The 18,035-nt window shown below is 52.0% G+C and carries 19 protein-coding genes; 1 reads left to right on the top strand and 18 read right to left on the bottom strand.

Annotated elements, in window-relative coordinates; all coding sequences use genetic code 11:
* Positions 1 to 26: 26 nt before the first annotated feature.
* The 12 genes from KNP92_RS05630 to KNP92_RS05575 form a co-directional block, all read right to left on the bottom strand.
* Positions 27 to 722 carry an SDR family oxidoreductase gene (locus tag KNP92_RS05630; RefSeq protein ID WP_214838421.1) on the bottom strand — a complete coding sequence of 232 codons (696 nt, stop codon included), beginning with the start codon at positions 720 to 722 and terminating at the stop codon, positions 27 to 29.
* Complete coding sequence (yfmH, locus tag KNP92_RS05625) at positions 719 to 1,978, bottom strand: EF-P 5-aminopentanol modification-associated protein YfmH (RefSeq protein ID WP_214838419.1); 1,260 nt, start codon at positions 1,976 to 1,978, stop codon at positions 719 to 721. The genes KNP92_RS05630 and yfmH overlap by 4 nt, the downstream gene beginning before the upstream one ends.
* Positions 1,975 to 3,213, bottom strand: a complete 1,239-nt coding sequence (yfmF, locus tag KNP92_RS05620; protein WP_214838417.1) for an EF-P 5-aminopentanol modification-associated protein YfmF — start codon at positions 3,211 to 3,213, stop codon at positions 1,975 to 1,977. The genes yfmH and yfmF overlap by 4 nt, the downstream gene beginning before the upstream one ends.
* A gap of 8 nt (positions 3,214 to 3,221) precedes the next feature.
* Complete coding sequence (locus KNP92_RS05615) at positions 3,222 to 3,773, bottom strand: cob(I)yrinic acid a,c-diamide adenosyltransferase (protein WP_214838416.1); 552 nt, start codon at positions 3,771 to 3,773, stop codon at positions 3,222 to 3,224.
* Positions 3,774 to 3,826: 53 nt separating this feature from the next.
* Entirely contained in the window at positions 3,827 to 5,530 is a 1,704-nt protein-coding gene (locus tag KNP92_RS05610; RefSeq protein ID WP_214838414.1) for a sensor histidine kinase, read from the bottom strand.
* On the bottom strand, positions 5,530 to 6,246 hold the full coding sequence (locus tag KNP92_RS05605; protein WP_214838411.1) for a response regulator transcription factor: 717 nt from the start codon (positions 6,244 to 6,246) through the stop codon (positions 5,530 to 5,532). Before KNP92_RS05605 ends, KNP92_RS05610 begins: the two co-directional genes overlap by 1 nt.
* A gap of 160 nt (positions 6,247 to 6,406) precedes the next feature.
* Positions 6,407 to 7,591 carry a c-type cytochrome biogenesis protein CcsB gene (gene ccsB / locus KNP92_RS05600; RefSeq protein ID WP_214838409.1) on the bottom strand — a complete coding sequence of 395 codons (1,185 nt, stop codon included), beginning with the start codon at positions 7,589 to 7,591 and terminating at the stop codon, positions 6,407 to 6,409.
* Complete coding sequence (resB, locus tag KNP92_RS05595) at positions 7,591 to 9,138, bottom strand: cytochrome c biogenesis protein ResB (protein ID WP_251136403.1); 1,548 nt, start codon at positions 9,136 to 9,138, stop codon at positions 7,591 to 7,593. Before resB ends, ccsB begins: the two co-directional genes overlap by 1 nt.
* A 19-nt stretch (positions 9,139 to 9,157) precedes the next feature.
* The gene (locus KNP92_RS05590; RefSeq protein WP_214838407.1) at positions 9,158 to 9,736 is read right to left on the bottom strand and encodes a redoxin domain-containing protein; all 579 of its coding nucleotides are present in this window, start codon (positions 9,734 to 9,736) and stop codon (positions 9,158 to 9,160) included.
* Between the two features lie 137 nt (positions 9,737 to 9,873).
* Positions 9,874 to 10,632: a pseudouridine synthase gene (locus tag KNP92_RS05585; protein ID WP_214838405.1), complete on the bottom strand. Its 759-nt coding sequence runs from the start codon at positions 10,630 to 10,632 to the stop codon at positions 9,874 to 9,876.
* A 3-nt stretch (positions 10,633 to 10,635) separates the two neighbouring features.
* A complete protein-coding gene (gene scpB / locus KNP92_RS05580) occupies positions 10,636 to 11,229 on the bottom strand; it encodes an SMC-Scp complex subunit ScpB (protein WP_214838403.1) in 594 nt (197 codons plus the stop codon).
* Positions 11,207 to 11,974, bottom strand: coding sequence for a segregation and condensation protein A (locus tag KNP92_RS05575; RefSeq protein WP_214838401.1), 768 nt, complete (start codon positions 11,972 to 11,974; stop codon positions 11,207 to 11,209). Before KNP92_RS05575 ends, scpB begins: the two co-directional genes overlap by 23 nt.
* 81 nt (positions 11,975 to 12,055) lie before the next feature.
* Between KNP92_RS05575 and KNP92_RS05570 the strand changes: the two genes are divergently transcribed.
* A complete protein-coding gene (locus KNP92_RS05570) occupies positions 12,056 to 12,532 on the top strand; it encodes a DUF309 domain-containing protein (RefSeq protein WP_214838393.1) in 477 nt (158 codons plus the stop codon).
* 56 nt (positions 12,533 to 12,588) lie between these two features.
* On the opposite strand, the gene KNP92_RS05565 is transcribed toward KNP92_RS05570, so the two are convergent.
* From KNP92_RS05565 to xerD, 6 genes are all read right to left on the bottom strand, one after another.
* Positions 12,589 to 12,945: a GNAT family N-acetyltransferase gene (locus KNP92_RS05565; RefSeq protein WP_214838391.1), complete on the bottom strand. Its 357-nt coding sequence runs from the start codon at positions 12,943 to 12,945 to the stop codon at positions 12,589 to 12,591.
* An 89-nt stretch (positions 12,946 to 13,034) separates the two neighbouring features.
* Positions 13,035 to 13,475, bottom strand: a complete 441-nt coding sequence (locus KNP92_RS05560; RefSeq protein WP_034805093.1) for a peptidylprolyl isomerase — start codon at positions 13,473 to 13,475, stop codon at positions 13,035 to 13,037.
* Between the two features lie 105 nt (positions 13,476 to 13,580).
* Complete coding sequence (locus KNP92_RS05555) at positions 13,581 to 14,882, bottom strand: pyrimidine-nucleoside phosphorylase (protein ID WP_214838389.1); 1,302 nt, start codon at positions 14,880 to 14,882, stop codon at positions 13,581 to 13,583.
* Between the two features lie 38 nt (positions 14,883 to 14,920).
* Entirely contained in the window at positions 14,921 to 15,730 is an 810-nt protein-coding gene (locus tag KNP92_RS05550; RefSeq protein WP_214838387.1) for a purine-nucleoside phosphorylase, read from the bottom strand.
* A 13-nt stretch (positions 15,731 to 15,743) separates the two neighbouring features.
* Positions 15,744 to 16,910, bottom strand: coding sequence for a phosphopentomutase (gene deoB / locus KNP92_RS05545; RefSeq protein ID WP_034805100.1), 1,167 nt, complete (start codon positions 16,908 to 16,910; stop codon positions 15,744 to 15,746).
* A 24-nt stretch (positions 16,911 to 16,934) separates the two neighbouring features.
* Positions 16,935 to 17,819 carry a site-specific tyrosine recombinase XerD gene (xerD, locus tag KNP92_RS05540; RefSeq protein WP_034805103.1) on the bottom strand — a complete coding sequence of 295 codons (885 nt, stop codon included), beginning with the start codon at positions 17,817 to 17,819 and terminating at the stop codon, positions 16,935 to 16,937.
* Positions 17,820 to 18,035 lie beyond the last annotated feature (216 nt).

Raw genomic sequence — 18,035 nt, 5'->3', positions numbered from 1 at the left:
AACTCGTTTTTTATTTCACGAAGTCGTCACTGCCAACCCCCATCGATTCGGAGAATGGCCCCGGTCATATATCCAGCCTCTTTAGAACAGAGGAAACGAATCGTTCGGGCCACTTCCTCGACATGCCCCAAGCGCCCGAGCGGAATCGCTGCAATCGCCTCCTCTTTCGTCTCTTCTACCGTATCATTCATCGGCGTATCTATCCAGCCCGGTGTGACCGCGTTGATGCGTACACGAAACGGACCGCTTTCACGAGCGAACGCTTTGACGAACCCGAGTTGCGCAGCTTTCACCGTCGAATAGAATACTTCACCGGCGGCCCCGACCTCGCCCCAGACGCTTGAGACGACGACGATGTCGAGTGGTGCGTCATAGGGCTTTGCTTGCACGACAGACTGAACGACGCGTGCCAGCGCACGGACATGGACGCGATATAAGCGATCGAGGTCTTCAATCGGCTGGTCGACGATAAGCCCGTGGACGTGATTTCCTGCGACAAAGACGAGGCGATCAATTTGACCGATTGTCGTCATCCACGCATCGAGTGCGTCCTCCGCTTCGAGGTCGCACACGTCCACACGGGCATCGAGACGTTCCTCGTATACGAACGTTTCGAGCGCGGCGTGCTGACGGTTCGCCTGCAAGATGAGCACGTCGTCCCGAAACGCTTTTGCGACCGCTCTTCCAATCGCTCCGCTCGCCCCCGTGATGAGTGTTCTCACGGCTTTTTGACGATGCAGACGGAACGTTTGTCGGCTTGGAACAGTCGGTCGTATGCTTCGTAAAGTTCATCGAGCGTGATACCATCGAGCACGTCCGGCATCTCGAACATGTTGCCGCCGTTCAAGGCATAGCGCGAGAACTGATTGGCGATAAACTCCGGCGAGTTGAGCGCCTTCAAAAACTGCCCTTTCATCATGCGTTTCTTGCGAGTGAGCGTCGCATCATCGACGTGAAGCGGACGTTCGAGCGCAGACGTGATGCGCGACACGAACGTGTCGACATGAGGCGTCTCCATCGAAAGAGCGGCGAATGCGAACGTATCCTCGGATGTATAATCGAACGAGAACGCATCGTCAATCAATCCTTCCGCATACAATTCAGCGTAAAGCGGAGCCGTCGTATCGAACAGACTGTGCATGAGCAACTCAACGATGAGTTCCTGTTTCATGCCCGCCGCTCCCGCTTGTGGCGTATCTTTATAGCCGATCATCACTTTCGGAACGGAGACGTCCATCTCGATGACGCGTTCGGCTTGATGGACCGTTTCCGGCTCTTCAATCGGTTCGCGCGCCGTCAACAGAGGCGGGTCGAACGTCTTCGCGCCTTGGTTCGTTTTGATTTGCGCAAGCACATCGTCCGGGTCAATGTTGCCGACGACGAATAACACCATGTTGCTCGGGTGATAGAAGGCGCGATGGCAAGTATAAAGGTCGTCTGCCGTGATCTTCCCAATCGATTCAATCGTACCGGCGATATCGATGTTTACCGGATGTGTCGCATATATCGCCTCAATCAATCCGAAATAAAGGCGCCATCCCGGGTTGTCTTGATACATCTGAATCTCCTGGCCGATAATGCCTTTCTCTTTCTCGACCGAAGCCTCCGTGAAATAAGGTGTTTGAACGAAGTCCATCAGCGTCGTCAAGTTCGCTTCGACGTTCGAGGTCGCACCGAACAAGTAAGCCGTCCGAGTAAACGAGGTGAACGCATTCGCCGAGGCGCCGAATCGACCGAACTTCTGAAACACGTCCCCGTCTTCTTTTTCAAACATCTTATGCTCTAGGAAGTGGGCAATCCCGTCCGGTACTTCCGTCCACTCTTCCGTTTTGAAACGACGGTCAATCGACCCATATTTTGTCGTGAACGTGGCATACGTCTTCTCATAGCCGACTTTTTTCAACAAATAGACAGTCAACCCGTTATCGAGCACGGTGTGATGAAGCGTCTCGCCAACGTGTGGAAACTCTACTCTCATGTCGTCTCCCCCTTTAAACAATACACGGCTTTCAAATCGATTCGTTGCGCGAGCTTGGCCACATCGTCCCGCGATGTCCGCTCGATAATTGTCATCTCTTCTTCGAGTGAGAATGGACGGATATCTGACCCGCTCATCCAAGCAATCAATTGTCTTGGATTGTCGCCAAGCTGACGACGTTGATGGTAAAGCATTTCTTTCGTCTGCTCGAGTGTCTCATCCTCGAACGTACCTGCCTGTAAGTCGACGAGCTGATCGGCGACAATCTGTTCAGTCTTAGCTTGATTTGCCCCATCGATGCCAGCATACACAAACAGCATTCGGCTAAGTGAACTGTATTGAGAGGCCGCGTAATAGGCGAGGCTCTCTTTTTCTCGCACGTTCATGAATAGCTTCGAATGCGGAAACCCTCCGAACAACCCGTTGACGACTTGCATCCGAATCGCATCCTCGCTCGTCGGATCGACGTCGACGGCATAGCCGAGGTGGAGTTTACTCTGTTTAATCGTTTGCGTTTCTTCAAGACGTTGAAATTCGCGCACACGCGGTTCCGGGTAGCGGCGTACGAGTGTCCCGCCGAGCGTCTCGAGCGGAGCAAACGCCGCTTTCACTTGTTCACGGTCGACATGACCGACGACGTAGACGTCGATTCGATCATGTTGAATCATCGCCTGATACGCTTCGTATAACGAACGCGGCGTCACGTCCGCCAATTGATCGAGCGTCCCGAGTGACGGGATGGCGAGCTCGCCGCCGAGCATCTCTTGCAAGCGCTGTTGGGCGAAACGCATCTTGTCATCATAGACGGATTCGATTCGTTGCCGTTGTAGACGCAATTCCTGCTCGACAATTAACGGCTGGAACGCGCTATCGAACGCGTTAGGTCGCAGTAACACTTCCTCTAACAGGTTGATTGCCTTCGCGAGTACGGCTTCTTCGACGAGTTGATCGTTCACAACTTCAAGTTGGAACTGAATGACATGTTCGGCCCCGATTTTCGAGGCGCCGGCATAGAGCGCAGCGTCATACAGCTCTTCTAACGGTGTATGGAACGCTTCAATCGACGGGTATTTCGCTGTCGATTTCTCCATGATATAAGGTAACAACGCTCGATCGGCAATCGTCTCTTTCGAGAGCGGTGCCGAGAACGAGACGAGACATGTCGTCGTTTTAAACTTATTGGTCGGGTAGACCGAATAGTGCAACCGTTGCTGGAATTGTTCGATTCCTTTCATAACTGGATCTACTCCTTTTTCTTTTTCGTTTTGAACACGTCCGCACCGCGAGCGTATTCTTGGTCGGGCACGCCGGCGACGACGTTCGCGTAACGGGCCGCAGTGAACAAGTAATCGCTCAACCGGTTGTAATAAGGAAGTTGGCGAGTGGCTGCGTCGACGTTGACGAGTTCGCGCTCGACACGGCGGCAGACAGTGCGCGCCACATGTAGGCTCGCCGCACTGACACTCCCGCCCGGTAAGATGAATCGTCTTAGTTCCGGGCATTTCGGCTCGAGCTCATCAATCCACGTCTCGAGCTCGGTGACAATCGCCAAATCGACGAGTTTCGTCGGGGTCTCGCGATACATGAGTTCAGATCCGAGGTCGAACAAGTCGTGTTGAATCGCGGTCAGCTGCGTCCGGAGCGTCTCATCGGTCTGATGGGCGAGCGCCAACCCAATCTGACTATTCAGCTCATCTAACAACCCCATCGCCTGAATTTGCGGGTGCCCCTTTAAGACACGACCCCCAATCAGCGATGTCTCGCCTTTGTCGCCACCTCGTGTGTACAGCTTCATGTCATTTCCTCCTTTATGCCACAAATGGTGACCCATACGAGTCACCATTGTCGTTATGAATTTAGCTGGACGTAGGGAAGACGAATCGTGAACGTCGTCCCTTCTCCGAGCACGCTCGAAACGTCGACCGAACCGTGATGGGCATCGATGACGTTTTTGACGATAGCTAGTCCAATCCCGGTCCCCGTCTTACCTCCACTCGTTCGCGCCTTATCGGCCTTATAAAACCGTTCGAATACAAATGGCAAGTCTTCTTTCGGAATACCGGTGCCGGTGTCGACGAGCCGAATCAAGAACCCGTCGGCCTCCTCGACCGCATCTAGATGAATCGAGCCACTGTCCGTATGGGCAATCGCGTTGCCGATTAAGTTCGTGAACACTTGCTCGAGACGGTCGCCGTCCGCTTCGATTAACCGGCTCGGTGCACTCGCATACAGTTCAATCCCTTTTTCTTTAGCCATCTGTTTGAATTTACGCATGACGCGTGGCAAGAAATCCCCGATGTCGAGCGAGGCGAACTGCATCGTCTCTTTCCCCGACTCGATTCGGGCGAGGTCGAGTAAATCATTGACGAGCCTCGCGAGTCGGAGCGACTCATCATAGATGATCGAAGCGAATTCTTTCGTCGCATCATCACTTTCCGTCATCCCATCGATAATGGCTTCCGAATAGCCTTGTAACGTCACGAGCGGGGTTCTCAGCTCATGGCTGATGTTGGCCACGAAATCGGTGCGCATCTTGTCGAGACGATGGCTCTCGGTCGTATCACGTATGACGACGACGGCACCTTCAAAGTCCTCTTCTCCGATGAGCGGTGTGACCGTGAGCGTATAGTAATGCTCGTTTTGTTTTACTTCAATCGTCTTCTCCGGGGCTCCGTCGACGACTTCTTCATAAAGTGAGAGAACGACGTCGTGCGGTTGCCCATCAATCAACAACGGATCGGCTTGCGGGTTCGTCACGATGACATTCGCATGCCGATCGAGCGTGATAACGCCGTCCGCCATCGAACGTAGAATCGAAGCGAGTTGCAACCGCTCCCGGTCAAGCGCGTTGACGTACGTCGCGAGCTGACTGCTCATTGCGTTGAACGAGCCGGCAAGCTGGCCAATCTCGTCATGCGTCCGTTGTTCGAGGCGCAGGTCGAATTGACCTTCGGCCGTCCGGTTGACGGCGTCACGCATCTCCCGAAGCGGCGCTGTGATACGAGTCGATAAGAAGAACGCGAACACGGTCGTCGCGATAATCGCGGAAGCGACGGTCCAAAAGATGATCGTGCGCGCCCCTTCATTGGCACTTGAAATCGCATCGAGCGGCTCGAGTAGGTAGAGTGTATAATCACCCGTCTCAAGCGGGAACGTCGTCCGGTACGCCAAAGCCGCCTGATCGTCGAAGGAAGAAAAGTTTCCAATCGCCGTCTCGCCGACTTGTTGATACGGCTCCCAAGCTTGGCGACCAAGCTCCGTCATGAGTTCGTCCACTTCCGTCCCGAAGTTCGAACGGACCGAGCCGTTCTCTAATATATAATTGGCCCCATACACCTCGATGATTTGGTCGACAGTACGTGACGTGTCCCCTTCTTGGAGCAACACCGACTGCACTTGCCCCCCGAGCTTCGCGAGGTGGCCTCGTTCTTGGTCGATATGAAACGAGTTGAAGAACTCGAGCATGAGAACCGAGACGATGAACAAGACAAGACTCACTAAGACGAGAATCGTCAACCAAAGCTTCGTGACGATGCTGTTACGACGAACCATCACTCACTGACGGCTTCAAACTTGTAGCCGACACCCCATACCGTCGTAATCATTTGGGCGGCGTCTGGTGAGACACGGTTCAACTTCTCGCGAAGTCGTTTCACGTGTGTATCGACCGTTCGAAGATCTCCAAAGAATTCATAGTTCCACACTTCTTTTAACAACTGTTCGCGCGAAAATACTTTATCGACTTGTTTGGCCAAGAAGAACAACAACTCGTACTCTTTTGGTGTGAGCGCGATCTCTTCGCCATCGACAGTGACGCGGTGAGCGTCATTATCAATCGTTAAATGCGGGTACACGATCAAGTCTTTTGATTTCTCAGACGTCCGTAGGAACTTCGTCGATCCTGAACGGCGGAGTAAGGCTTTCACCCGTAGGACGACTTCACGCGGGCTGAACGGCTTGACGATGTAATCGTCTGCCCCGACTTCGAACCCTTGCACGCGGTCGATCTCTTCCCCTTTTGCCGTCAACATGATGACCGGCGTCGCTTTTGACTTGCGGAGTTCCGTACACACCTCGACCCCGTCCATCTTCGGCATCATCAAATCGAGTAAGATGACGTCATAGTCGCGTTCGAGTGCGAGCTGAAGCGCCTCTTCTCCGTTCGTGGCTTCTTCAATGACGTACTGTTCACGCTCAAGATACATTTTTAACAGGCGACGAATTCTTTCTTCATCGTCGACCACAAGAATTCTCGTTTTATCAGCCATCCACTAAAACCTCCTAGAGATCCATTGCAAGATGTAGCGCTTGTTGCACAATTGTGAACATTCCGCTCTCTTTCATAACTATACCACTCTATTATTTGGCTTCACAACGGTGAGTTGTATGCCCTTACGAAAAAAGAAGCCACCGAAGTGACTTCTTTCATTATGCATAAGAATGCAATCCTGCGATGACGAGGTTGACGAAGACGAGGTTGAACATGATGACAGCGAAACCGCCCACACACAACCAAGCTGCTTTCGTTCCAGTCCATCCGCGCTGAATTCGCATATGGAGATAATAGATATAGATGAGCATCGTAATGAGGGCCCACACTTCTTTCGGGTCCCAGCCCCAGAATCGGTTCCATGCAATCTGTGCCCAAATCATGGCGAAGATGAGGCCACCGAGGATGAAGACAGGAAGTCCGATCGCGACCGACCGATAGCTGATCTCATCAGCGAGGTCGAGGCTGACTTTCTTCGCGAGCGGTTGCAACGCCTCAGCAATCCGTTTGCGAAGAATGACGAAACGAAGCAAGACGTAAAGCACGAGTCCAGCGATGACCGACCAGACGAGCGTGTTCAACTTCAACGTGTTGATAAAGTTCGGAAGCTCGAGTGACAAGCCGCTCGCGCCAGAGAGGAGTTGTGCCCCTTCTGGTGCGAACAAGATTGGCATGAAGTATTCATACGTCTCTTGACCGCCACGGTCGTTCGTGAACTCGACGACACCACCGGCACCCATCCCTTTAAAGAGCATCGAAATGAGGATAAAGCCGAGCGTACAGATGAGGACGAACATCGTCACTTCGAGCCACGTGCGCGACTTCGACTGTTCGCGCATCGATGTCTCATTTAACAAGAAGATGAGTCCTGACGCGAAACTGATTGCGAGAATCCCCTGGCCAAGGGCGGCCGTCGTTACGTGAATCTTCAACCAGACACTGTTGAGTGCCGGGATGAGTGGAGCCACGTCGCTTGAGAACATCGACGCGAAAGCGATGACGAGGAGCGCCACCGGCATCGCGAACAAGCCGAGCACATCATTTTTATAAATCCCATAGACGACGAGGAATCCGAGCACCATCATCATTCCAAAGAACGTCGTATATTCGTACAAGTTCGATACCGGCGCGTAGCCGACACCGGCCCAGCGCATAATAAAGTAGCCGATTTGGGCGATAAACCCGATCACAGCCAAGATGAACGCGATCTTGCCATATGGGACGCGGTTGACGTTACGGTCTCTGCGCATTCCGCTGACCGCGATGGTGAACAACACGGTCGCGATGGCATATAAAATGAACGCGATGAGGAGCAGACGACTGCTCCATTGAATCCATTCCATTAAGATTCCCCTCTTTCAGTTGTTGAGTTGGCGTCTTTCTGTTTTTCAAACATCGCCTGGTCTTCCCAAATCGGCAGTCCTGCCTTCTCAAGAAGCGGCGACACTTCACGGCGAAGCGACGACGGGTTTTTGTTCGTGAAGCCCGCGACGAGGACGTCCGTCTCTCCGTGACGACGGACCCACACACGGCGATGTGGCCAATACATGCCCATCACAATCCCAATCATGAAAATCGTTCCCCCGAGAATCAAAATCGGGTACGTCGAGTCACTCTTCACGCGAAGACCGCTCGTGCTCGCCATCTCGGTGCCGGCGAATTGGACGGCATACCGATTCTCATCGTCCGCCACGTTCATCCGGATCCCAATCAAGTTCGTCTCGCTCGTGCCTTCGGGTGTGTCGACCGTGAAGAAGAATGCCGGGTTCAACGCACGAGGCGATTTCGTATCCGGGACACCGTTACGCACTTCAAAGTCAGGGTATAAGTCTTTCAACGAGACCGTCACCTCTCCGAGCGCATAGGTCGTCTCTGGGTTGTCCAAATCGACCGTGAACGGACCGTACAGTTCGCCCGTCTCTTTGTCACCGATGCTAAACGACATCGATAAGAACTCGGGGCGACTCGAGTATTGTTCTTGATACACTTCATATTTATCAAACTTGAACGGATGGTTCACTTTCGTCGAGCCGGCCTCTACTTCTTCGAGTACAGGTGACCCGTCATCGTTCGTCCCTGTTTTCTTGAAGAGCGTCAATTCGGTCTCATAGTTTTTCGGGACCGCTCCCGCTTTCTCGATCGCCTCGGCGAACTTGGCATCTTCCTCATTGTTCTCAGGATCGTACATCTCGAGAATGAATTGGTCGTTACGCAAGTAATACTCGTCTTCTGTCGCCTCGAGGGCGACCGTGTCCCCTTCTCGCACCCATTCGAGGGTATCCGTATAGAAGGCCGGGAAGACGCGGAGCATCGCCCCGACGAAGAAGATGACGAGACCGATGTGGTTGACGTAAGGACCCCAGCGCCCGAAGCGATGTTTCTCGGCGAGCAGCGCGTCGCCGTCACGCTTCACTTGATAGCGTTTCGCTTTTAACGCTTCGCCGAGCGCATCGATTTGTTCGTCTGAGCCTTTGCCCTCGCCCGTTAAACGTTGCCCACGCATGAAGCGATCGGTGCGGCGGACCGGCTGGTTTTTCAACGCCTTATACAGCGGGAAGAACCGATCGATCGATACGACGATGAGCGATAGCGTCAACATGACGATGAGCCCGATGTACCACCATGACGTATAAAGATTATGGAAGCCGAGCGTGTAGTAGAGTGTCCCGGCCGAACCGTACTCTTGCGTATAATATTGGCTCGCCGGCAGTTGTTGCGGAATGTACATTTCCTGCGGGAAAATCGTACCGACCGCAGAACCGGCGATAATCAATGCGATCAACCAGAGCCCGACTTTTACCGATGCAAAGAAGCTCCAGACACGGTCAACCCATGATCTCGGACGTCGTTTTGACCGCAAATCAGCGCCGTCATATTTCATATCTAACATGTGTGCGCCCCCCGTTCCCTTACAATGACTTCTCGGCCAACTCCATCAATTTCTCTTTTGTGAGTTCACCTTCGTATTTCTCAATCACGTTCCCATCCTCGTCGATGACGAACGTGACCGGTAAGTTATAAATCCCGTACGCCTTTTCAACTTCACTTCGCGTGTCCATCAAAATCGGATAGTCGAGCTCAACGCCGAGACCGTTTACAAAATTGTCGACGCGTAGTGGCGTTTCGCCGACGTTCACCGCCCAAAAATCGACGCCCATGTCTTGTAGCGTCGCGTAGTTTTCTTGGACGACTGGCATCTCTTTCTTACACGGCTCACAGAACGTGCCCCAGAAGTTTAACAATAATCCTTTGCCTTCATAGTTTTCACGTTCGAGCATCGTCGCCCCATCGAGGCTCACGAGTTTGAAATTTGGAGCAGCATCTCCGGCTTCCACCCGCCCGTCGTTTCCAGCTTGTTCAATCAGTTGCATGACGACGACCGCACCTGCGAACAGCACCATGGTCATGACCATGAGTCGCCAGAACGACCGTTTCTTCTTGTGGGCCATCGCTTGTTGCATGCGGTCACCCGTCTTCTCTTTCTTCATGATTGATCACACCTTCCTTCAGTTGCTATTGTACTGAAAAAACAATAAAAACGCACATTAACAGACTTTTTTCATTGTTTTGTCACACAATATCCACAATCAAAAAAATCATCCTACAAAGGACGATTTTTTTATTGTCATTTCTTTTTTTTCTTGCCTCGTTTTTCAGTCGGCACGGTCGGGTTCGCAAGCTCACGAAGTTTAGACACTTCTTTGCGCGAGAGTTCGCGCCATTCGCCCGTCGTCAACCCATCAAGCGTCAAGAAACCGAACTGTTCCCGTTTTAGTTTAATCACTTCAGAACCGACCGCTTCGAACATGCGACGTACTTGGCGATTATGCCCTTCCGAGATGACGAGTTCGACGATTGCCGTGTTTTTCTTATGATCGACTGACTTCATCCGAACTTTCGCACCACCCGTTTTAAAGCCGTCGTCAAGCTTGACGCCCGACTCGAGCTCTTTGATGGCGATGTATGACGGGATATTTTTCACTTTTGCGACATAACGCTTTGGAATTTTGAACTTTGGATGCGTCATCAAGTTCGAGAATTCGCCGTCGTTTGTCATCAGAATCAAACCGGTCGTATTGTAGTCGAGACGACCGACCGGAAAGACACGGGCGCCAGGTGGCACGAGGTCTGTCACGACTTTACGTCCTTTATCGTCATCAACCGTCGACACGTAGCCGCTCGGTTTATAGAGCACATAATAGACATGCTCTTCTTGTTCGATTTTGACGCCATCGACTTCCACTTCTGATTTCGGCCCGACTTTCGTACCGAGTTCGCGGACAACTTTGCCGTTGACACGCACCCGTCCGTCTAAAATCATTTCTTCTGCTTTTCGTCGTGAAGCGATCCCTGCTTGGGCAATTACTTTTTGTAAACGTTCCATGAATTAATCCTTCTCCAATCTGTCTTGCGAATGACGGGCCGGCTCAGCGAAGAACAAATCGCCTTCGTCCGAGAGCTCGTCTTCAAATGTTAATGGTGGCAACTCGTCGAGCGAGTTAAACCCGAAGTGGTCAAGAAAATGCTCGGTCGTGCGGTAAAGTTTCGCCCGTCCGAGCGTCTTCGTCCGTCCAGCTGATTCGATGAGCCCCTTTGAGAGCAACGTATGAATGACGCGCTCTACTTTCACACCGCGCACTTCCTCGATGTCTGCCCGCGTCACCGGTTGTTTATACGCGATGATGACGAGCGTCTCCATCGCTGCTCGAGATAGCGCTTGTTCCGCCATCGTTCCGACGTATCGTTGAATATATGGCGATACGTCCGGAATCGTGACGAGTTTATACACACCGGCCGACTCAATCAATTGGAACGGACGGCCCGAGTCTTTGAACGACATCTCGAGTTTTGTGAGCTGTTCGCGTGCGGCAGCTTCAGAGATATCAAGTGTATCTGCGAGCGCGCGGACTTCCATCCCTTCATCGCCGACGACGAACAATAAACTTTCAATGATAGTTTCATAAGACAGCAACGGCTTCATCCCTTTCCTTTGACGTTTCGATGAACGAGATTTCGATATCTCGTTCGACTTGTGCAGTCGTCACGACGCGTAACTTAATCAGTTCGAGAAGCGCCATAAACGTGACGACAAGGTCAGACACATCTGGCGTTTCCTCGAAGAAAGCGAAAAAGGACGTCTTCTGCTTCGAGGCGACGTGATCATGTAGACGCGTCATCTGTTCTTCAAGGGAACGCGTCTCACGGGTAATCGTCTTTTTACGCCGCTCTTTCCAACGTTTTCGCTCCACCATCTTTGAATAGGCATGCAGCAAATCCGAGAAATTGAGCGGTCCGTCGTACGGTTGGACATGCTCCGCCATATAGCGGGATAAATCATCACCAGGGCGGCTATACAGTTCAAGCCGTTGCTCTTCCTGTTCACGCATGAAGACGACCGCTTCCTTATAGGCTTTATATTCAATCAATTGACGAATCAACCCTTCACGTGTCGGTTCATCCGAAAAGTCAGGGATGTCGTCTTCTTCGACGGGCACAGGAGGCAACAGTTGCTTGCTCTTCAATTGGAGGAGCGTCGCCGCCATAACCAAATATTCGCTCGCGATATCGAGTTCAAACTTTTGCATTGTACGGATGAAGGCGACATACTGGTCCGTAACTTCCGCAACAGAAATATCGACGATGTCAAGCTCCATCTTCCCAATCAAATGGAGCAACAAGTCGAGCGGCCCTTCGAACGTATCAATTTTGACGTTATACGCTTCCATAGAGACACCTGCCATTTTACATTTTTGCGCTTTAGTATAACATGTTTTATAGGACTGCGACCACGAAAGGAGAAATTTGATTTGACTACCCCTTTTACCCAGTATACGCTCTTATTCGAATGCCATGCCGATTATTTTGAATGCCATGAAGTGCTCGAGGAAGCATGGCAAGCTGAAAATCGAGCGTCTCTTGGCTATGCGGTGCTCATCCAATATGCGGTCGCCCATTACCATGCACGACGTGGCAATGAGATCGGTGCTAAAAAGAGTATCGCCGCGTTGAAGCGGAAGCTCGATTTCGCTTCAGAGGAACTCCAATCACTCGGCGTCGACGTCTCACAGTTCAAGCGTGATTTAAACGTATGGCCCTTGTCGACCGTACTCCCGCTCGATGAACCGACCCGGGCACGTACAGAACGATTGAAACAAGCGTTCGAGCCAACCACCCTCTCGTTTGAGGAACTTGTGCATAAACACATGTATCGTGATCGGAACCCGGTCGTCGCAGAACGACTACGGGCGCTCAAAGCACGTAACAAGGCGAAAAAAACGACATAAAAAACTGCAGACAACATGGTCTGCAGTCGATGAGCTAGGGAAGTTGCCTAGCTTTTTTATATGGCCACTTGATTCCATTTATCAAGCAGTTCGCCTGTCTTGCCTTGACCCGTTAGCGTCAAGTCAAGCGGCAATAAATTGCGTGTCTCGTCGAGCAGTTCATAAGAACGTTTCTCGCCCCGGAACGATGGCGACAAGGCGATATGCAAAATGTGCATCGTCGTATCTTGTTGTTCCATCCCGATAATCCCGACAAAGTCTTCCCCGACTTTCCATAGATATAAGAAACGAGCAGGGTCTTCTTCGTAAGATCGGACGAGCTCTAACAGCGCGAGCGGAGATTTGTCGTTACATGAGAACGCCAAGAGGCCCATCGCTGTCTTTTCGTACGATTGTTTATATTTCACCAGCATTGCTGGTTTCACCACCTTTAGTCATTCAAGTTTCACGAAGTGAACACGTGAGAGACATGGTTCATTGTGCCATAACGGTCATGCAAAAATCAATTTTCGTCCCACACCTTGACTTCCGCCATCTTCGTACCTTGACGGAGCTTGACGGCATGCTCAAGGCCAGACGTGACTTTCCCGAATACCGTGTGCACACCGTCCAAATGCGGTTGTGGCTCATGAACGATAAAGAACTGTGACGAACCTGTGTTGCGCCCAGCGTGTGCCATCGAGAGTGAACCCGCCTCGTGCTTGTACGGGAATGACGTCGACGTCTCGCAAGGAATCGTGTAGCCTGCGCCACCCATACCTGTCCCTTGTGGGCATCCGCCTTGGCTCACGAAGCCCGGGATGACACGGTGGAACGTCAAGCCATTGTAAAAGCCACTGTTGGCAAGTTTTTCGAAGTTTTCAACCGTGATTGGTGCTGCGTCGTGGAACAAGTCGAACTCGATCATTTCACCGTTTTCAAGTTTCATTGATCCTTTTTTCATGTACAAAAACCCCTTTATGTTCATATAGTTATCTTCACTCACATTGCCCATTCTATCAAAAAAAGACGCCTGTCTCCACTATTTTGTGGAAACAGGCGTTCTGACTTACTGAATGACCGCGTGAATGAGTGGACGCGCCTCAGGCTTCGCCTCACCGATCGTGTAAGCGTGATCCATCCGTTCGAGCGCCGAAGACATGTCTTCGATATTCGCGCGCAAGACAGCGATGACGTCGCCTTCCTCGACACGGTCACCGACTTTCTTCTCGAGCGTAATGCCGGCCGCAAAGTCGATCGTATCGTCTTTCGTCGCACGACCCGCACCGAGGAGCATTGCAGCGACACCGACTTCATCGGCAATAATCGATTCGACATAACCTGCTCGCTTCGCGACGAACGTCGTCTCGAACTTCGCTTGCGGCAATTTCGTCACATCGTCGACGAGCGAAGCGTCTCCGCCTTGTGCTTCGACGAACTGACGGAATACCTCGAGAGCGTGACCATCCGCAATCCGTTTGTCGAGGTCGACGTACGCCTCATCGAACGTCGGATAAAAGCCGCCAAGAACGGCCATGTGACCGGCAATCGTCAACGCGATCGTCTTCAAATCCTCAACGTCTTTACCGGACAACACTTCAATCGCTTCCTTCACTTCGTTCGCGTTCCCGACCTCAAAACCGAGTGGTTGGTCCATATCGGTGATGACAGCGACCGTCTTCCGGCCGACGTTCTTCCCGATGGCGACCATCTCTTCTGCGAGCGCTTTTGCGTCGTCAAACGACTTCATGAACGCACCTGAACCCGTCTTCACGTCGAGAACGATACTGTCAGCACCCGCCGCAATCTTCTTCGACATGATCGAGCTCGCGATGAGCGGAATCGATTCGACTGTCGCCGTGACGTCACGGAGCGCATAAAGGCGCTTGTCTGCCGGCGTCAAGTTCCCCGTCTGACCGATAATCGACATTTTGATGTCGTTCACTTGTTTCGTGAACTGTTCTTCTGTCAACTCGACGTTAAAGCCTGGGAACGACTCCAACTTGTCGATCGTGCCGCCCGTGTGGCCAAGGCCGCGGCCGCTCATCTTCGCGACCGGAATTCCGATTGACGCGACGAGTGGAGCGACGATGAGGCTGATCTTATCGCCGACGCCACCTGTTGAGTGTTTATCCACTTTTTTACCTTCGATGTTCGACAGGTCGATGACGTCACCTGACTTCACCATCTCCATCGTGAGGGCAGCTGTCTCTTTCTCTGTCATCCCGTTGAAGTAAATCGCCATTGAGAGGGCAGACATTTGATAGTCCGGGATCGATTCGTTCGTGAATCCTTCGACGACAAAACGAATCTCTTCTTCGTTCAATTCTCCACCGTTCCGTTTTTTCAAAATCAAGTCGACCATACGCATAAGTTTCTTCCTCCTAGTTGGATGTAAGTTGGATTGAATTAGATGCTTTTAATCGTGCCGCGCACGAGTGACAAGAAGTCTTGACGCACGCGTTCTGTCGTCTCGATGACTTCCTCGTGATTGAGCGGCTGATCCAAGATGCCGGCCGCCATGTTGGAGACGCAAGAGATGCCGAGGACACGCATGTCCGAGTGGCGAGCGACGATGACTTCTGGCACAGTCGACATCCCAACAACATCTCCACCGAGAAGACGGGCCATCTTCACTTCCGCAGGAGTCTCGTACGTCGGGCCAGTGTTCCCGAAGTACACACCTTTTTGGACGTTAAGACCGAGGTCTGAAGCGACTTGTTCTGTCAATTTCACGAGCTGTTTGTCGTACGCTTCTGACATGTCAGGGAAACGTGTACCGAATTCGCTCGCGTTTTTCCCGATGAGTGGGCTCGTCCCGAAGAAGTTGATATGATCCGTGATGATCATCAAGTCGCCCGGGTTGAAGTTCTCGTTACATGCACCGGCAGCATTCGTGACGATGAGCGTCTCGACACCAATCAATTTGAGGACACGTACCGGGAACGTCACTTGCTCCATCGAATACCCTTCGTAGAAATGGAAACGGCCTTGCATCGCGACGACGCGTTTACCTTCAAGGTCTCCGAATACGAGTTGGCCAGCATGGCCTTCGACCGTCGATACCGGGAAGTGTGGGATGTCTTCGTAAGGGATCGCGACAGGGTTTTCAATCTCGTCGGCGAGAACGCCGAGTCCTGACCCTAAAATTAATCCGATTTCCGGTGTGCCGTTCATGCGTTCCTGTAAAAATGCTTTTGTCTCGTTCCAATTTACCATGTAAGTGGCCTCCTCAAATTTCGTTTAAGAAACTTTTTCCGATTGCTGGTGCGTCGACGTCAAAGTTATCCGCGACCGTTGCGCCGATATCCGCGAACGTGCCTCGAATGCCGAGGTCGATTGCTGTCGCTCCGTGGTGATGCACGATGAGCGGGACGTATTCACGTGTATGATCCGTCCCCGGATGCGTCGGGTCGTTCCCGTGGTCTGCCGTGATGATTAAAAGGTCGTCTTCACGTAACTTGGCAAACACTTCCGGTAGACGCGCATCGTATTCTTCGAGCGCTTGCGCATAACCTGCCGGGTCACGGCGATGACCGAAGAGCGCGTCAAAGTCGACGAGATTCAAGAAGCAAAGTCCTTCGAACGTTTCATCGAGCGATTCGACGAGCTTATCCATGCCGTCCATGTTCGACTTCGTGCGAACGGCTTTCGTCACCCCTTCGCCATCATAGATATCACTTATCTTCCCAAGTGCGATCACATCTTTCCCGGCTGCTTGAAGCGTGTTCATGACTGTCTTTCCGAACGGCTTGAGCGCATAGTCGTGACGGTTCGAAGTGCGGACCCATGCCCCCGGCGTGCCGAGGAACGGACGCGCGATGATACGGCCAAGCATATACGGATCTTCGCGTGTGATTTCACGCGCGTACTCACAGATGCGATACAACTCGTCGAGCGGAACGACTTCTTCATGTGCTGCGATTTGGAGTACCGAATCGGCTGATGTATAAACGATGAGCGCGCCAGTGTTGACGTGTTCTTCACCGAGCTCATCCAAAATCTCGGTCCCTGAAGCCGGTTTGTTGCCGATGATGTCACGCCCGCTGAACTCTTTCAATCGATTGATCAAGTCGTCAGGGAACTCCTCGAATACACGGAACGGTGTCTCGATATGAAGTCCCATGATTTCCCAGTGTCCGGTCATCGTATCTTTCCCAGCCGAGATTTCTTGCATCCGTCCGTAAGCGCTCGGTGCGTCTGACGCCTCGATTCCTTCAATCGGTTTGATGTTCGCTAGACCGAGACGGCCCATGTGCGGCATCGCCAATCCACCTTGCTCACGGGCGATATGACCGAGCGTGTCTGAGCCTGCGTCCCCGAACTGTTCGGCATCCGGCGCTTCGCCGATCCCGACCGAGTCCATGACGACTAGGAAAATACGTTTAAATTTCTTCACAAAAAGTTCCTCCTTTAAAAGGTGTTACGCCCGGGGATGATGTTTCCGATACACATCGTGGAGCCGGGACTTATTGACATGGGTGTAAACTTGGGTCGTGGAGAGGTCTGCATGACCGAGCATCTGTTGAATGGCGCGCAAATCGGCACCGTTCTCAAGAAGGTGCGTGGCGAACGAATGTCTTAGCACGTGCGGCGTAATTTCTTTTTGAATGCCGGCCTCTTTCGCGCGTCGCTTAATCATCTTCCAAAATCCTTGACGGCTGAGACGACCGCCCCGTCCATTTAAAAACAGCGCTTCTGTCTCCCGACCGCCAATCCCGTTACGGGCTTGTTGGATATACCGTTCGACGAATCCTTGGGCGACAGAAGAAACCGGGATGATTCGAGCGCTCTCCCCTTTGCCTTCACACTGTAAATACCCCAATTCGAACTGTAAATCATCCAAATCAAGACCAAGAAGTTCGCTGACCCGCATCCCGGTCCCATACAACAGTTCGAGCATGGCCCGGTCACGAAGCGCGAGCGGATCGGACGTCGGGACGCTATCGAGCAGCCGCTCGACTTCCTCTTGCGACCACGTGTCCGGCAATTGCCGCTCTGCTTTCGGCGACTCAAGGTAGAGTGACGGGTCTGTCGACGTTTCATTCGTCATCTTCAAGTAGTGATGGAACGTGCGAATCGAGCTGACGGCGCGCCGAAGCGACGAAGCCGCCCGTCCCGCTTGAGATAACTCTTCCATATGTTTGACAATATGGGCGCGTGACACGTCGTTCCAATTGGTGACATCGAGCTGTGTCAATGTCGATAAGTATTGCGTCAAATCGCTCGCATAGGCTTGCCTCGTGTTCGAAGACATCCGTTTCTCAACGGTCATATACTGCAGAAAAGACTCGACTTGCGAACGCATGACATCCCCCTCCTTTCTCGTTTACACCTGAATACGCTTACATCATATCACTTATGTAAACCGTTGTGAAGACGTCTGACCTCATTTTTTTATAGCTTTTTTGTGACCGTTTTTTGTACAGAATCTTGCGATCGTTTTGAAACTTAATTTGCTGGAAATAAAATAATTTGCTACACTGACGATGACTTATTAAAAATGTTTAAAAAGTTAGGAGGG

The sequence above is a fragment of the Exiguobacterium sp. s122 genome (genome assembly GCF_018618475.1).
Classification (GTDB): Bacteria; Bacillota; Bacilli; order Exiguobacteriales; family Exiguobacteriaceae; genus Exiguobacterium; species Exiguobacterium himgiriensis.
Note: the sequence above shows the minus strand (reverse complement) of the source record. Positions and strands in the feature narration are given on the sequence as shown.

Coding starts and splice junctions, on each gene's coding strand:
- KNP92_RS05555 (WP_214838389.1), bottom strand. CDS start 14,882: ATGCGTATGGTCGACTTGATTTTGAAAAAACGGAACGGTGGAGAATTG.
- xerD (WP_034805103.1), bottom strand. CDS start 17,819: ATGCGTTCGCAAGTCGAGTCTTTTCTGCAGTATATGACCGTTGAGAAA.
- yfmH (WP_214838419.1), bottom strand. CDS start 1,978: ATGAGAGTAGAGTTTCCACACGTTGGCGAGACGCTTCATCACACCGTG.
- KNP92_RS05560 (WP_034805093.1), bottom strand. CDS start 13,475: ATGAAAAAAGGATCAATGAAACTTGAAAACGGTGAAATGATCGAGTTC.
- KNP92_RS05575 (WP_214838401.1), bottom strand. CDS start 11,974: ATGGAAGCGTATAACGTCAAAATTGATACGTTCGAAGGGCCGCTCGAC.
- KNP92_RS05615 (WP_214838416.1), bottom strand. CDS start 3,773: ATGAAGCTGTACACACGAGGTGGCGACAAAGGCGAGACATCGCTGATT.
- KNP92_RS05590 (WP_214838407.1), bottom strand. CDS start 9,736: ATGAAGAAAGAGAAGACGGGTGACCGCATGCAACAAGCGATGGCCCAC.
- resB (WP_251136403.1), bottom strand. CDS start 9,138: ATGTTAGATATGAAATATGACGGCGCTGATTTGCGGTCAAAACGACGT.
- ccsB (WP_214838409.1), bottom strand. CDS start 7,591: ATGGAATGGATTCAATGGAGCAGTCGTCTGCTCCTCATCGCGTTCATT.
- scpB (WP_214838403.1), bottom strand. CDS start 11,229: ATGAAGCCGTTGCTGTCTTATGAAACTATCATTGAAAGTTTATTGTTC.
- KNP92_RS05550 (WP_214838387.1), bottom strand. CDS start 15,730: ATGGTAAATTGGAACGAGACAAAAGCATTTTTACAGGAACGCATGAAC.
- yfmF (WP_214838417.1), bottom strand. CDS start 3,213: ATGAAAGGAATCGAACAATTCCAGCAACGGTTGCACTATTCGGTCTAC.
- KNP92_RS05610 (WP_214838414.1), bottom strand. CDS start 5,530: ATGGTTCGTCGTAACAGCATCGTCACGAAGCTTTGGTTGACGATTCTC.
- KNP92_RS05565 (WP_214838391.1), bottom strand. CDS start 12,945: ATGCTGGTGAAATATAAACAATCGTACGAAAAGACAGCGATGGGCCTC.
- KNP92_RS05585 (WP_214838405.1), bottom strand. CDS start 10,632: ATGGAACGTTTACAAAAAGTAATTGCCCAAGCAGGGATCGCTTCACGA.
- KNP92_RS05605 (WP_214838411.1), bottom strand. CDS start 6,246: ATGGCTGATAAAACGAGAATTCTTGTGGTCGACGATGAAGAAAGAATT.